Annotated in this window: 14 protein-coding genes; 4 read left to right on the forward strand and 10 right to left on the reverse strand. The window is 71.9% G+C overall.

Features of this window, described 5'->3' with window-relative positions:
* The first annotated feature begins 86 nt into the window (after positions 1-86).
* A complete protein-coding gene (locus tag FB600_RS37280) occupies positions 87-1043 on the forward strand; it encodes a hypothetical protein (RefSeq protein ID WP_181164148.1) in 957 nt (318 codons plus the stop codon).
* A gap of 9 nt (positions 1044-1052) precedes the next feature.
* Here FB600_RS37280 and mug read toward each other — a convergent pair whose 3' ends face one another.
* Positions 1053-1619: a G/U mismatch-specific DNA glycosylase gene (gene mug, locus FB600_RS19925; protein ID WP_047836224.1), complete on the reverse strand. Its 567-nt coding sequence runs from the start codon at positions 1617-1619 to the stop codon at positions 1053-1055.
* Positions 1620-1845: 226 nt separating this feature from the next.
* Between mug and FB600_RS19930 the strand changes: the two genes are divergently transcribed.
* Entirely contained in the window at positions 1846-2040 is a 195-nt protein-coding gene (locus FB600_RS19930) for a hypothetical protein (RefSeq protein WP_145757248.1), read from the forward strand.
* On the opposite strand, the gene FB600_RS19935 is transcribed toward FB600_RS19930, so the two are convergent.
* The 3 genes from FB600_RS19935 to FB600_RS19945 form a co-directional block, all read right to left on the reverse strand.
* A complete protein-coding gene (locus FB600_RS19935; protein ID WP_096749920.1) occupies positions 2037-3650 on the reverse strand; it encodes a methyl-accepting chemotaxis protein in 1614 nt (537 codons plus the stop codon). The genes FB600_RS19930 and FB600_RS19935 overlap by 4 nt on opposite strands.
* 512 nt (positions 3651-4162) lie before the next feature.
* A complete protein-coding gene (locus FB600_RS19940) occupies positions 4163-4333 on the reverse strand; it encodes a hypothetical protein (RefSeq protein ID WP_227743852.1) in 171 nt (56 codons plus the stop codon).
* 109 nt (positions 4334-4442) lie between these two features.
* Complete coding sequence (locus FB600_RS19945) at positions 4443-5366, reverse strand: carbon-nitrogen hydrolase family protein (RefSeq protein WP_096749919.1); 924 nt, start codon at positions 5364-5366, stop codon at positions 4443-4445.
* Positions 5367-5528: 162 nt separating this feature from the next.
* On the opposite strand from FB600_RS19945, the gene FB600_RS19950 reads away from it, so the two are divergent.
* Both FB600_RS19950 and FB600_RS19955 read left to right on the forward strand, forming a co-directional pair.
* Positions 5529-6563: a LysR family transcriptional regulator gene (locus FB600_RS19950; RefSeq protein WP_145757247.1), complete on the forward strand. Its 1035-nt coding sequence runs from the start codon at positions 5529-5531 to the stop codon at positions 6561-6563.
* Between the two features lie 430 nt (positions 6564-6993).
* On the forward strand, positions 6994-8610 hold the full coding sequence (locus FB600_RS19955; RefSeq protein WP_145757286.1) for an acid phosphatase: 1617 nt from the start codon (positions 6994-6996) through the stop codon (positions 8608-8610).
* 95 nt (positions 8611-8705) lie between these two features.
* On the opposite strand, the gene FB600_RS19960 is transcribed toward FB600_RS19955, so the two are convergent.
* From FB600_RS19960 to FB600_RS19985, 6 genes are all read right to left on the reverse strand, one after another.
* Positions 8706-9329 carry a LysE family translocator gene (locus FB600_RS19960; protein WP_013696254.1) on the reverse strand — a complete coding sequence of 208 codons (624 nt, stop codon included), beginning with the start codon at positions 9327-9329 and terminating at the stop codon, positions 8706-8708.
* Positions 9330-9396: 67 nt separating this feature from the next.
* Positions 9397-10506: an aromatic ring-hydroxylating oxygenase subunit alpha gene (locus tag FB600_RS19965; protein WP_145757246.1), complete on the reverse strand. Its 1110-nt coding sequence runs from the start codon at positions 10504-10506 to the stop codon at positions 9397-9399.
* A gap of 11 nt (positions 10507-10517) precedes the next feature.
* Positions 10518-11192: an acetyltransferase gene (locus FB600_RS19970; RefSeq protein ID WP_096749916.1), complete on the reverse strand. Its 675-nt coding sequence runs from the start codon at positions 11190-11192 to the stop codon at positions 10518-10520.
* Positions 11192-11956, reverse strand: a complete 765-nt coding sequence (locus FB600_RS19975; protein WP_013696257.1) for an SDR family NAD(P)-dependent oxidoreductase — start codon at positions 11954-11956, stop codon at positions 11192-11194. The genes FB600_RS19970 and FB600_RS19975 overlap by 1 nt, the downstream gene beginning before the upstream one ends.
* Positions 11953-13014, reverse strand: a complete 1062-nt coding sequence (locus FB600_RS19980) for a ketoacyl-ACP synthase III (protein WP_098181404.1) — start codon at positions 13012-13014, stop codon at positions 11953-11955. The genes FB600_RS19975 and FB600_RS19980 overlap by 4 nt, the downstream gene beginning before the upstream one ends.
* 2 nt (positions 13015-13016) lie before the next feature.
* Positions 13017-13238, reverse strand: coding sequence for an acyl carrier protein (locus FB600_RS19985; RefSeq protein WP_013696259.1), 222 nt, complete (start codon positions 13236-13238; stop codon positions 13017-13019).
* Positions 13239-13244 lie beyond the last annotated feature (6 nt).

Here is a 13244-nt window from a genome sequence, read left to right on the forward strand (position 1 = left end):
CTGGCGCGACGGCGCGCGCGGGCGGCCGCGATGGCGCGCGCCCGGATTTCGCGCGTTCCGCGCGGGCTGCTTCGCGGGGCGCGCCGGTGGCGCGTCGACGTCGGCCTCGACCGTCACTTCCAGCGCCGCGCGGGCAGCGCGGCTACGCCTATATCGCGCTGCTGATCGGCATCGCCATCGTCGGCGTGGCGGCGGCCGCCACCATCCAGCTCGGCGCGCTCTACCAGCGGCGCATGGCCGAAAAGGCGTTGCTCGAAGTCGGCGGCGCGTTCCAGCGCGCCCTGCTCAGCTACGCCGACGCCACGCCGGCCGGCCTGCCGCGCCAGCCTCGCACGCTCGAGGATCTGGTACGCGATCCGCGTTATCCCAATCCGGTGCGCCACCTGCGCCGCGTCTATGCCGATCCGCTGACCGGCAAGGCCGATTGGGTGCTGGTGCGCTCGCCCGACGGGCAGACCATCGTCGGCATCCATAGCGCCTCGCGCGCGCGGCCGATCCAGCTCAAGCTGTTTCCCGAGGAATTCCGCGGTTTCGAGAATCGGCGCAGCTATACGCAATGGGTGTTCGTCGCGCGCCGGCCGCTGCTCGCGGTGGGCGGGCGCGCGCCCAACGCGGGCGTGCCGGCCTCGCCCGACGGCACGCCGCTGCCCGATGCGCTGCCGCCCGGCGGCGTGACGATGCCCGGCGGCATGACGGCCGGCGATCCGGTGGCCGGCAAGGCCGACGATGACGGTTTTCCGGACAACGGCTGGCCGAGCGGCGATGGCTTTTCGACGGGCGGCGGGTTGGGCGGCGGCAACGGCTTCGGCAGCGGCAATGGTTTCGTTGGCGGCAGCGGCTTCTCGAATGGTGGCGCTTCGGCGAACGGCGGCGGCTTCTCGAACGATGGCGGCTTTTCCACTGGCGGAGGATTTTCGACCAGCGGTGGTTTTTCGGGAGGCGGTTTTTCGAGCAACGGCGCTTATTCGTCCGGCAACGGCTTCTCGTCCGGCGGCGGTTTCTCGAACGGCGGCTTCTCGTCGGGCTACGGCGCCAATCGCTGAGTCGCGCGCTCAGGCGCAGTCGCGATCCTCCTGGCCGAGGCGCCAGGCCGCGAGTTCGGCGGCCATCGCGAGCCGCAGCGCCGCATAGGCCTCGACCAGCCGGTCGAGCGTGAAGGCGCGGTTGAGCCCGCTCGGGTTCGGCAGCACCCAGGCTCGGGCGGCCTCGAAGCGCTCCGGCTGCTCGCCCCATTCGATCTCGCGCCGGCCCGCGATCGCCGCATAGGCCGGCTTGCCGAGAAAGGCCACGGCGCCCGGCCGGAAGTACGCGATCTTGGCGCGAAACGGCGCGACGGCATCGCTCATCTCGCCCGCCGCGAGATCGGTGGCGCGCCGCGTCGCGCGCGTGGCCATCGCCGTGATCCCGCAGCCCTCGCGCAGCAGCGCGCGATCGTCCTCGGCGCGCAGCCGCTCGGCCGTGAAGCCGGCGCGGTGCAGCGCCGGCCAGAAGCGGTTCGAGGCCGAACCGAAGTTGTGCCCCGATTGCGCCGCCAGCGGGCTCGGGTTGATCCCGCAGAACACCACGGGCAGGCCGGGCAGCAGGACGTCGAAGGGCGAGAGGGGGATGGGTGGGTTCAAGGCGGGCAATCCAGGCGGGAGCGGAAATCGGACGATCCGTAATGTAGCCTGCGACGGCGCGTCAGGTTCGCGAGCGCGCCGGATTTGATGCAATACCGGTCCGGCTCGTCGAGCCGATCACCGCATCGAGCGACCCGCGCCTCGCGGTACCCGATCCTCCGTCTTTCATTCATCAGGCGATCCTCGGGCCGGCATGCGGGCGGCGAGGCGCATTGGGCCATCAGTCATGATCGACCACCAGGCAAGCAAGACAAACCGGCATGTCGGCAGCGATTTCGACGCATTTCTCGCGAAAGACGCGATGCTCGAAACGGCAACCGCGATCGCCATGCAGCGCGCCGTCGCCTGGCGAATCGAGCAGGCCTGCCGCCTCGGCGTACCTGCGATGACGGCTCGCGCGAACGCGCCCCGAACTCCCTAGCCCGGCATCCCCGCCAGCTCCCCCATCGGCGCGAGCGCCGCATCCATCGCGGTGCGGAACACGCTGACCGTCTCCAGCAGCCGCTCGGCCTGCGAGACCAGCATCTCGGTGGCGGTGCTCGACTGCTCGACCAGCGCGGCGTTCTGCTGGGTGCTGTCCTCGAGCTGCTCGATCATGCCGCGCACCTCGCCGATCCGGTGCGTCTGCAGCCGGCAGGTGTCGTTGATCTCGCTCATGATCGACGTGACGTTGCGCGAGGACTGGATCACCTCGGCGATGGTCGAGCCGGCCACTTCCACCAGCCGCCCGCCGTCGCTCACGCGTGCATTGCTGTCGCGCACCAGCGACTTGATCTCCTTGGCCGCCGCCGCGCTCTTCTGCGCCAGGATCCGCACCTCGCCCGCCACCACCGCGAAGCCGCGTCCGTGGCCGCCCGCCTTGGCTGCCTCCACCGCGGCGTTGAGCGCGAGGATGTTGGTCTGGAAGGCGATCGCGTCGATCACGCCGATGATCTCGCCGATCCGGTGCGAGGAACTGTCGATGTCGCGCATCGTGTCGACCACCCGGCCCACCGCGTCGCCGCCGCTGCCGGCCTTGGACGAGGCCTGGTTGGCGAGTTCGTCGGCATGGCTGGCGTTGGAGGCGTTCTCGGAGACGCTCGCGTCGAACTCGCCGAGCGCGTGGGTGGCCTGCTCCAGTGCCACCGCCTGCTTGCTGGTGCGCGCGCTCAGGTCGTTGGTGCCGTGCGCGATCTCGCGGCTGGCCTGCACCACGCCATCGGCCGCCTCGCGCACGCGCGCGACGATCTCGGCCAGGCTGTCGCGCATCTTGGTGACGGCCGCCATCACGCTGGCCTGGTCCTCGCCGCGCGCGGGCGAGGGCACCGACAGATTGCCGCCGCGGATCGCCTCGGCGAACTCGATCATCTCGCGCGGATCGGCGCCGAGCGTGGCGGCGATGTTGCGCGTCACCAGCCAGGCGATGCCCAGCCCCAGCGCGCAGGCCAGCGCGGTGATCGCGGCCATCACGATCTTGAACTCGCGGCTGATCTCGCGCGCCTCCAGCCCCTCGTTGGCGCTCAGCGATTCCTCGAAGTCGATCATGGTGTTGATGGCCGCCAGCCAGGCCACCAGCGCGGGCCGCGCGCCGTCGAGCAGCACCTTGCGCGCCGCGTCGGACTGGCCCTGCGTCTGCAGCTCGATCACCTGGTCGATCAGCGGCATGGCCTGCGCCTGCGCGCGGCGGATGCCCTGGTAGATCGACTTCTCCTCGGGAGAGACGTTGTCGCTGGGCAGGAACACGGTCTCGAAGGGCCGGGCCGATTCCTCGTAGTCGCGCTGCAGCTTGCGGATGTGCTCGACCACCGCCGGCAGCTCGTCGGGGCCCACCAGGATCACGTCGCGCAGCGCGATCGAGCGGTCGTGCACGCTGCCGCGGAAGTTGATCGCGTAGCGTTCCTTCACGCCGTTCAGGTCGATGATGTCGTCGAGCCGCTCGCGGATGTTCTGCACCTGCACGATCGCGATGATGGCCAGCGCCACCATCCCCAGCAGCATCATGCCGAAGCTGAGTACGAGCTTGCCGCGCACACTGCGAATCCGAATCTTCATGTGTTTCCCCGTTGGTCTGGACTGGTCTGGTCTTGTGTGATGCCGCGCGGCCCCGTCCCCAGGCGCTGGGCGAGGCACGCATGCGGCCGCTCGGCTCGGGACTGCCGTGCCGGCCATCATGCAAACGACTCGATACGTCTGTTTATTCCGTTTTTTTGGCGATTCGGTTACAGCGGGCTTCAAATTCAGTCGCGGCGGGGTGGGGCAAGGGAACGGGGGGGAGGCGGAAGGCCATGCCGGGCGACGGCGCGCGCCGTCGCCGGGGCGGCTGACAGAAGCGGTTGATAGAGGCGGCTGACAGAGGCAGCTTACAGAACCGGTCGATAGAGGCGGCTGGGAGCGCCGCTGCTCGATATCGGTGATCAAGAGCGATGGTCGGCAGGAGCAGCGGCGGGGCGGCCCACGGAAGCGACCGCCGGCCAGGGCTGGCAGGGGGCGGCCGACGAGAGTGCGCGGCAGGAGCGGCGAAAGGCGAGGCGGCCGGCAGGCACGGTTGCCGGCCCGCCGCCGCCTCAGGCGTCCGAGGCGCCGTGCTCGATGCCGGCCAGCACCGCGCGCACCGAAGCCAGCAACTCGTCGGACAGCGCCGCGTCCACCTTGGCGATCGCGCGGGCCGCGGCCACCGCGCCGATCTGCGCGGCGATGGTGGTGAAGGCGACGCGCCAGCGCATCTCGGGCGGCAAGTACGCGCTGCTCGACCTGCCGGCCGAACCGGTGGCCTGAGCGGGGGCCGGGCGCGGCGCGGGTTGCTCCGGCTGGCCGCGCGCGGCCCAGCCTCGCCTCGCGGGGCGTTCAGTCCTCGAACTTCACGCTGCGCCTGGCGCGTTCGTCCACCGTCAGCGAGAACACGTCGGGCCGCGCGTAGTGGCCGGTCACGTCGAGGTCGTAGCGGGCGCGCACCAGCTCGGCCGTGTCGACCTCGGCCACCACCAGGCCGGTCTCGCCCTTGAGCGGGCCGGCCAGCACCTCGCCGAGCGGCCCGACGATCACGCTGCCGCCGTTGATCAGCGGCCGTTGCGGGTCCCAGTCGGGCACCTCGATGCCGAGCTCGGCGGGCGAGGGCTGCACCTGGCAGGCCGACACCACGAAGCAGCGTCCCTCGTGCGCGATATGGCGCATCGAGCTCTGCCAGATGTCGCGCTCGTCGACGGTTGGCGCGCACCAGATCTCGACGCCCTTGGCGTACATCGCCATGCGCAGCAGCGGCATGTGGTTCTCCCAGCAGATCGCCGCGCCGGCCAGCCCCGCCGCGGTGGGCACGGCCGGCAGCGTGGAGCCGTCGCCCTGTCCCCAGATCAGCCGCTCGGTGCCGGTCGGCATCAGCTTGCGATGCCTGGCGACCAGCCCGCCGACGGGATCGAGGAACAGCGCCGTGCAGTAGAGCGTCGCGCCGGCACGCTCGATCACGCCGATCACCAGCGAGGCGCCGGTGCGCGCCGACAGCTCGGCCAGCGCCTCGGTCTCGGGGCCCGGCACGTCGATCGCGTTGTCGTGATAACGCGCGTAGGCTTCGCGGCCCTCGGGCAGCCGGTAGCCCAGGCGCGTGCCGAAGATCTCGCCCTTCGGGTAACCGCCCAGCAGCGCCTCGGGCATCACCACCAGGGCGAGTTCCCGGGCGCGGATCGCGTCCTCCCAGGCGAGGATGCGCTGGAGCGTGTCGGCCTTGCCGAGCGGGGATGCGCCGATCTGCAGCGCGGCGATGCGGGATTGCGTCATGGAAGCCTCCAGGGCGGGCGAAGGTGGCGCGGCGGCACGGCCGTCGCGATATCGATGCGGAGCGTGTCGGCCGGCCTTCACATCGCCACCGACTCCCCGCCCCGATGCTCGTATCATGGCGCGATGCCCTGCCCGGCAACACCTGCCGGGCCACTTTCCGATATGAACCCGATGAATATCGTCGACGTCGACCTGAACCTGCTGAAAGTCTTCGAGGCCCTGTTCGACGAGGGCGGCGCGAGCCGCGCGGCGATCCGGCTCGACCTCACGCAGTCGGCGGTCAGCGCGGCGCTGCGGCGGCTGCGCGAGCTGTACGGCGATCCGTTGTTCGTGCGCACCGGGCGGGGCCTGGCGCCCACCGCGCGGGCCCGCGAGCTGGAGCCGCTGATCGGCGAGGCGCTCGAACGCTGCCGCCAGAGCCTGGCCTTCGGCGCGCCGGCGCCGGCCTCGTTCGCGGGGCGCGCGGTATCGGTGGCGATGTCGGACGATTTCGAGATCGCCTTCGGCGGCCGCCTGATCGCGCGCGTCGCGCAGCTCGCGCCGGGGCTGCGCCTGATCTTCCGGCAGACCCACAGCCAGATCGTCGGCGATGCGCTGGCCAATCGCGAGATGGACCTGGCCATCGCGGCGGGCGGCTTCGCCACGCGCGGGCTCGGACACGTGGCGCTGGGCAATGGCGGCTACGCTTGCCTGGTCGATCCCTGCCACGCCGCGGGCGGCGATGCGAATCCAGGTGGAAGCGGCGCGCCGCATCTCCATTCCGGCCGGGATCCCGCCCGCATCGGCGCGAACGACGCAAGCGGCGGCCCGCCGGCCGATGACGCGGCCGCCCGCGCGGTGCTGAGCCTCGACGATTTCCTCGCGCGCGAGCATGTGCTGGTGTCCTCGGGCGGGGTGGTCGGGATCGTCGACGAGGCGCTGGCCGAGCTGGGCCGGCGCCGCACGGTGCGCGCCTCGACCACGCATTTCGCGGCGCTGCCCTTCCTGCTGCGCGGCACGCCGGCGGTCGCCACCATTCCGTATCACGCGGCGCAGGCCATCGCGCGCCTCGGCGGGCTGCGCCTGGCGGCCTGCCCGCTGGCGCTGCCGGCTTATCCCGTTGCGCTCGGCTGGCGCGTCAGCGCCCTGAAGGATGCCGCGGTGGCCAAGGTGCGCAACGCGATCGTCGAGTGTTTCGAGGGATTCGGGCGGAACTGAGCCAGCGCCGTCGCCTGCGGGCCCGGCGGCGGCGCAATCGCCGGGATCTCGACGGTGGCGATCGGCGCCGCGCTCGCCGCATTCGCCGCGGTATGCCCGGGCGCCTCCTCGGGCGCGCGGCAAGCGGTCCGCCGCGCGCTCGCAGGCGCCCCGTGCCGCGAAAACAGCCATTGCCATGTTGCAGCGGTTACCATCGGCGGGTTCCTCGCTGTCACGAAACTGTCACATGGTTTCGGCAAGACAAGGACGAGGACAGCCCGAACCGAACCAGCCCGGCAGGGCACCCCAACTGGAGGATGACGACGTGACCGACCCGATCGACCCGACCACCCGCCCGGGCCAGCAACCGGCCGATCCCGAGGCGCGGCCCGGCCTCGCCGATGCCGCTCGCGATGCCGCGGGCCCCGACGATCCCGAGCGGCGCCGCGCGCTGGGCGGGATCGCCGCGCTGGGCGCGAGCTTCGCGCTGGCCGGCTGCGCCACCCAGCCGGGCGCGGCCGCCACGCCGCCGCGCAGCGAGGCCGAGTTGCGTGCCGATCGCGCGCTGCGCGAGCAGGTCCGGCAGATCGTGGTGATCTACGCCGAGAACCGCAGCTTCGCCAATCTCTACGGCGACTTCCCCGGCGTGCAGACGCCGCTGTCCTCGGTGCCGCCCGAGCGCGCCGCCCAGCTCGACCGCGACGGACGCACGCTGCTGCCGCGCCTGCCGGCGATCTGGGGCGGGCTGGTGCCGCAGGCGCAGGAGGTGGACGGCAAGCGCTACATGATCGCCGAGCGCGACATCCAGGGCTTGAGGAACGCGCCGTTCCGGATTCCCGACGCGCAGGGCAAGCCGCTGCCGAACGGCGTGATCACGCGCGACCTCTGGCATCGCTTCTACCAGAACCAGATGCAGATCAACGCCGGCCGCAACGACCAGTTCGCGGCCTGGGCCGATTCGGGCGGCCTGGTGATGGGCCACTACCGGAACTCGGCCGAGACGCTGCGGCTCTGGCAACTGGCGCGCGAATACACGCTCTGCGACAACTTCTTCATGGCCGCCTTCGGCGGCTCCTGGCTGAACCACATGTTCCTGATCTCGGCGCAGGCGCCGTTCTATCCGGACATCGCGAGCAGCCCGGCCAAGCACCTGGCCTCGGTGGTCGAGGGCGACGACCCGGCCGGCACGCGCCTGAAGCAGGCGGGCGACTCGCCGGCCTCGGCGCTCGACGGCCCGCCGAAGTTCGTCAACGACGGCCTGTTCACGCCCGACGGCTATGCCGTCAACACCATGGCGCCGCCCTACCAGCCCAGCAACGTGCGCCCGCCCGAGGACGGCAACCCGGCCTATGCCGATCCGTCGAACCCGCGCGTGCTGCCGCCGCAGCGCTACGCGACGATCGGCGACCGGCTCTCGGAGAAGGGCATCGACTGGGCCTGGTACTCGGGCGCCTGGCAATACGCGATCGAGCACCGCGACACCGGCATGGTGCCGGACTTCCAGTACCACCATCAGCCCTTCAACTACTTCGTCAACTACGCGCCCGGCACCGAGGCGCGGCGCCGCCACCTGCGCGACGCGGGGCTCGGCGACGATCCCTCCACCAACCGGCTGCTGGCCGACATCGACGCCGGCCGGCTGCCGGCGGTCACCTTCTACAAGCCGCAGGGCAACCTGAACATGCATGCCGGCTACGCCGACGTGGAATCGGGCGACCGCCACATCGCCACGGTGATCGAGCACATCCGTCGCGGCCCGCAATGGGCCAACACGGTGATCATCATGACCCACGACGAGAACGGCGGCTGGTGGGACCCGGTCGCGCCGCCGCAGGGCGACCGCTGGGGCCCGGGCTCGCGGATCCCGGCGCTGGTGATCTCGCCGCTGGCACGGCGCGGCCATGTCGACCACACCTTCTACGACACCAACTCGATCCTGCGCTTCATCAGCCGCGTGCACGGGCTCGCGCCGCTGGACGGCGTGGCCGCGCGCGACCGTGCCTTCGCCGCGCGCGGCGCGACGCCGCCGGGCGACCTGAGCAACGCGCTCGATCTCGGCCAGGCCTGAGTTCCGGCGCGAGGCACGCGTCGCCGGCGCTGGCGACGCGACATGAAAAAAGGGCAGCCCGCGAGGGCTGCCCTTTCGCTTGGCGCGCCGCGCGCTCAGTGATGCGACATGCGCAGCGTCAGCGCGCCGGCGCCGATCAGCACCGCGCCGCCACCATAGCCGAAGCGCCGCTGGGCGGCCGCGCCGGTCAGCCGCGAGGCCGCGTAGCGCGCCAGGCGCGCGTAGCAGGTGGCGTTGAGGGTGGCGATGCAGACGAAGGTCGGCAGCAGCACCAGGCATTGCGAGGCGAAGCTCTGGTGCGGCGAGACGAACTGCGGCACGAAGGCGACGAAGAACACGATGCTCTTGGGGTTCAGCGCGGTGACGGCGTAAGCCGACAGGAAGCGGCGGCGCGCCGATTTCGGCTCGAGCGGCACGCTCTGCCGGCCGCTGGCGCGCGCCTGCAGGATCGAGCGCAGGCCCAGCCAGATCAGGTAGGCACCGCCGGCCAGCTTGAGCGCGGTGAAGGCGGTGGACGAGACCGCCAGCAGCGCGCCGGCGCCGGCCAGCGAGACCGCCATCGCGGTGGTGTCGCCGGCGCTCACGCCGGCCACCGTGCTCCACGACGAGCGCTCGCGATTGGCGAGCGAATCGCCGATCACCAGCAGGATGGTCGGGCCGGGAATCATCACCAGCAGCAGACTCGCGCCGGCGAAGGCGAGCCAGGTTTCCAGGGTCATCTTGGGCTCCGCGGGGAAGGGGAGCCGTCAGTGATCCATGCCGCGAGCGGGCTTGTCAAGCGCCGATTCAGCCCGCCGAGACCACCGGAACGACCGGCTCGGCCGGCGCGGCCGGGACGGCCGGGACGGCCGATACCGAGGCGATCGGCGCGGCGCGCCGCAGCGTGGCGTCGAAGGCGCGGCAGGCGGTGCGGAAGTGATCGATCTTGACCTCGGTGTCCGCCGCGAATTCGAGCGGCGCCATCGACCAGGCGTCGCGCGGCAGGCGCCGGCAGATCGCGTGGTCCTCCTCGAAGACCTGGCGGTTGAGGCGCGTCGTCGAGGCCAGGAAGGGCTCGACGATCGCATCGGCCTGCGCGCCCACGGTGGGCGCCGCGTAGAGGCGGCTCGTGAAGCGCGCGAGATCGGCGCCGCCGCCCGCCGGCAGGAAGTGCTGCAGCGAGTACGAGTAGCCGTAGGTCGACGAGATCATCGTGAACGGGAACAGGTACAGGCTCAGGTAGCCCTCGTACTGGAAGTCGATCGCGAACAGCCGGCGCAGCTTTGCCAGCTGGTTGCGCTGGCGCGCCGCGCCCAGCGGCGCGAACCAGGCGGAGTTGGCGCCGTGCAAGCGGTTCTCGCCGTCGTCCAGCGCCAGCGTGCCGAGCGTGCCGGGATGGACCGCGCCGATATGGTAGGGCTCCAGCGCGTTCTCGACCGCGAGCGGCCAGTAGCAGCCGTAGTCGTAGCGGTTCAGGTCGACGCGCCGGTCGATGTTGAACGAGATGTCGGCGACCAGCTGCTCGAACTCGCCGAGCTGGGTCGACAGGTCGGTGGCGGGGCGCATGCCGACGAACAGGAAGTCGCCGCACCAGTCGAGCGCGTAGCGGTTCAGCGCGGCCTGCTCGATGCGGCAGTGGCGGAAGCGCTCGCGTCCCGGGATGATCAACTGCCCCTGGCGATAGGTCCAGCCATGGTAGGCGCAGCTGGCCGCCTGGTTGCCGCTGTCCTCCAGGTAGAGGCGCGCGCCGCGATGCGGGCAGCGATTGTCGAACGCGACCAGCTCGCCGCCGTCGTTGAACACCACGATCTCGCCGGCGGCGCTGTCGAAGCGCACGAAATCGCCATCGGCGGGCAACTCCCGCCGATGGCCGAGCAATTGCCAGTGGCGGGCGACGAGTTCACGGTCGAAATCCATGATCGAACCTGTCAAAGCCGTTTCGCGGGGGCCGCGTACAGGGTCGCGCCCTCGGGCACCCTGCGCATCACCACCGCGCCGGCGCCGATCCGCGCGTCGGCGCCGATCGTCACGCGCGGCAGCACGCGGGCGCCCGAGCCGAAGAACACGCGCTCGCCCACCACCACGTGGCCGGTGAGGTCGACGTGCGAGCTGAGCGTGGCATAGGCGCCGAGCGTCACGTCGTGGCCGACGCTCGACAGGATGTTGACGGCGGCGAAATCGCCGATCCGGCAATCGGCCGACAGCACCGCGTTCGGGCAGATCACCACGCCGATGCCGAGCCGGGCGCGTCGCGCCACCACGGCGCTGGGGTGGCGCAGCGAGCCGAAGCGCGCGCCGCGCGCGGCCAGGCGGGCCACCACCTCGGCCTTGGCGCGCGGCTCGCCGATCGCGAGCAGCACCGCGTCGCCCTCGGCGGGCTGGTAGGCGTCGATGTCGCCGTGCCAGTCGAGCGCGTAGCCGAAGCCGGACAAGGCTTCGGGATCGACATCGAGGAAGCCCGTCACGCGCGGGCCGAGCCCGGCGTCGGCGGCGTCCTCGGCCCAGTTGATCAGCTCGCGGGCGAAGGCGCCGCCGCCGGCGAGGATGTAGCGCTCGGCGTGGATGGCCGGTTGCGGGGCGGCGCGCTCGAGGATCTCGCCCATCAGCGCACCCGGTAGCCGCCGTCGACCGCCAGCGCGGTGCCGGTGATCCAGCGGCTCGCTCCGGACAGCAGGAATAGCGCGGCGCCGGCCACGTCCTCGGGCTCGCCGAAGCCGAGCAGATGGCTCGATTCGTAGGCGGCCACGGCCTCGTCGGGGCTGCCGCGCGTCAGGCGTTCGTGCATGGCGGTGCGCACCGCCCCCGCGGCGATCGCGTTGACGCGGATCCGGCGCGGCGCGAGTTCGCAGGCGAGCGAGCGCACCAGGCCCTCGATGCCGGCCTTGGCGGCCGAGTAGGCGGTCATGCCGACCTGGCCGGTGCTGGCCGCCACCGAGGACATCAGCACCAGCGAGGCGCCGTCCTCCATCACGCCCTTGCGGGCCGCCGCGCGCGCGATGCCGAAGGCGGCGAACAGGCTGGCGCCGAAGGTCTCGTCGAGCTGGGCCTGCCGGGTCATGCGCGCGGGCCGGATCAGCTCGGTGCCGGCGGCATGGAACACGCCGCGCAGCGGGCCATGCAGCTCGGCGAGCTGGGCGACCCAGTCGGCGCAGACGTCGGCGTCGTCGAGCGCGTGCGCGGCGGCCACGTGAGCGTTGCCGGGCAGCGCGTCGAGCGTGGCGGCCAGCCGTTCGGCGTCGCGCCCGCCCGCGATCACGCGGGCGCCCGCCCCGGCGATCGCCAGCGCGGCGGCGCGGCCGAGTCCCGACGAGGCGCCGGTGACGAGATAGGTGCCGCCCGCGAGGCAGCGATCGGAGAAGACGGTCATGATTCGATGGTGTCGACGACGGCGAGCGGCCCCGTCAGCAGGGAGGCCGAGGCCCAGGAATAGCCGACGCCGAAGCCGAACATCGCCAGGCGCATGGCGCGCGTGGCGAGCGCCTCGCGAAGCTCGGTCGTCATCAGCAGCGGGATCGAGGCGCAGCTGGTATTGCCGTAGGCGTTCAGGTTGATGGGCACGCGCTCGGCGGGCAAGCCGGCCTTCTTCACCAGGTGCTTGAGCATGAACAGGTTGGCCTGGTGGAACAGGAAGGCATCGTGGCCTTGCGCGCCGTGGCCGGCCAGTTCGAGCGTGCGCGCCACCAGCGGCGGGATGCGCCTGAGCGTGAAGTTGAAGATCTCGCCGCCGTCCATGAACAGATGGTCGGGCGAGCGGCCGATCAGGCGCGCGTCGTCGGTCGGCGTGCCGCGGCAGCCGCCGGCCGGCACGATCAGGTTGGGCACGCCGCCGCCGTCGGCGCCGATCACGAAATGCGCGTCCTCCGCCTCGGGATCGGCCTCCAGCGCGGTGACGGTGCCCGCGTCGCCGAACAGCAGCGCGGTGGCGCGGTCCTCGGGATCGACCAGCTTGCTGATGGTGTCGCCCACCGCCAGCAGCACGCGCCGCGCCGCGCCGCTGCGGATCAGGTTCATGCCGAGCCAGAGCGCCTGCGGGTAGGCCGAGCAGCCGAGGTTGATGTCGAGCGCGATCGTGGCGGCCGGCAGCCCCCAGGCGGCCTGCAGCACGAAGGCCGTGCCCGGCAGCCGGTAGTCGGGCGTCTGCGACACGAACAGCACCGCGTCGACCTGGTCCGCCCGCCAGCCCAGGCCGCGCAGCAGGTGCTCGCCGGCGGCGCGGCACAGGTCGGCGGTGGTCTGGTGCTCGGCCGCGCGGCGGCGGCGCTCGACGCCGATCATCTTGACCACGTCGCGCACGGCCGCCTCGCCGAAGCGCTCGACGAACGGCTGGTTCGACTGCTCCTGCGCGGGCAGGCAGGACACCACGCCGGCGAGGCGGGCGCCGCCGACGCGCAGTTCGCGGCCGGCCGGGGCGAGCGGCGCGTCCAAGCTCAGCCCTTCTGCGCCTGGACCAGCGCCTCGATGTCGGCGACGGTCAGGCAGTTGCCGAGCGCCTGGCCGTTCAGCAGCACGCCGAAGCAGTCGTCGGCCAGCGCGATGGTCGAGACGATCGCCAGCGAGTCCCAGTTGTGGTCGGCCAGCACCAGGGCCGGCGAGACTTCGGCGGCGTCGATTTCGAAGACTTCCGCGAGTCCTTCGTAGAATGCGTTCATTGTGTT

Origin of the sequence: Burkholderia sp. SJZ089 (assembly GCF_007828315.1) — a bacterium.
Classification (GTDB): Bacteria; Pseudomonadota; Gammaproteobacteria; order Burkholderiales; family Burkholderiaceae; genus Burkholderia; species Burkholderia gladioli.

Bases quoted from the DNA above. Each gene is read 5' to 3' on its own strand.
- FB600_RS19930 (WP_145757248.1), top strand. From the start codon at position 1,846: ATGATCGACCACCAGGCAAGCAAGACAAACCGGCATGTCGGCAGCGAT.
- FB600_RS19935 (WP_096749920.1), bottom strand. From the start codon at position 3,650: ATGAAGATTCGGATTCGCAGTGTGCGCGGCAAGCTCGTACTCAGCTTC.
- FB600_RS19945 (WP_096749919.1), bottom strand. From the start codon at position 5,366: ATGACGCAATCCCGCATCGCCGCGCTGCAGATCGGCGCATCCCCGCTC.
- FB600_RS19950 (WP_145757247.1), top strand. From the start codon at position 5,529: ATGAACCCGATGAATATCGTCGACGTCGACCTGAACCTGCTGAAAGTC.
- FB600_RS19960 (WP_013696254.1), bottom strand. From the start codon at position 9,329: ATGACCCTGGAAACCTGGCTCGCCTTCGCCGGCGCGAGTCTGCTGCTG.
- FB600_RS19965 (WP_145757246.1), bottom strand. From the start codon at position 10,506: ATGGATTTCGACCGTGAACTCGTCGCCCGCCACTGGCAATTGCTCGGC.
- FB600_RS19970 (WP_096749916.1), bottom strand. From the start codon at position 11,192: ATGGGCGAGATCCTCGAGCGCGCCGCCCCGCAACCGGCCATCCACGCC.
- FB600_RS19975 (WP_013696257.1), bottom strand. From the start codon at position 11,956: ATGACCGTCTTCTCCGATCGCTGCCTCGCGGGCGGCACCTATCTCGTC.
- FB600_RS19985 (WP_013696259.1), bottom strand. From the start codon at position 13,238: ATGAACGCATTCTACGAAGGACTCGCGGAAGTCTTCGAAATCGACGCC.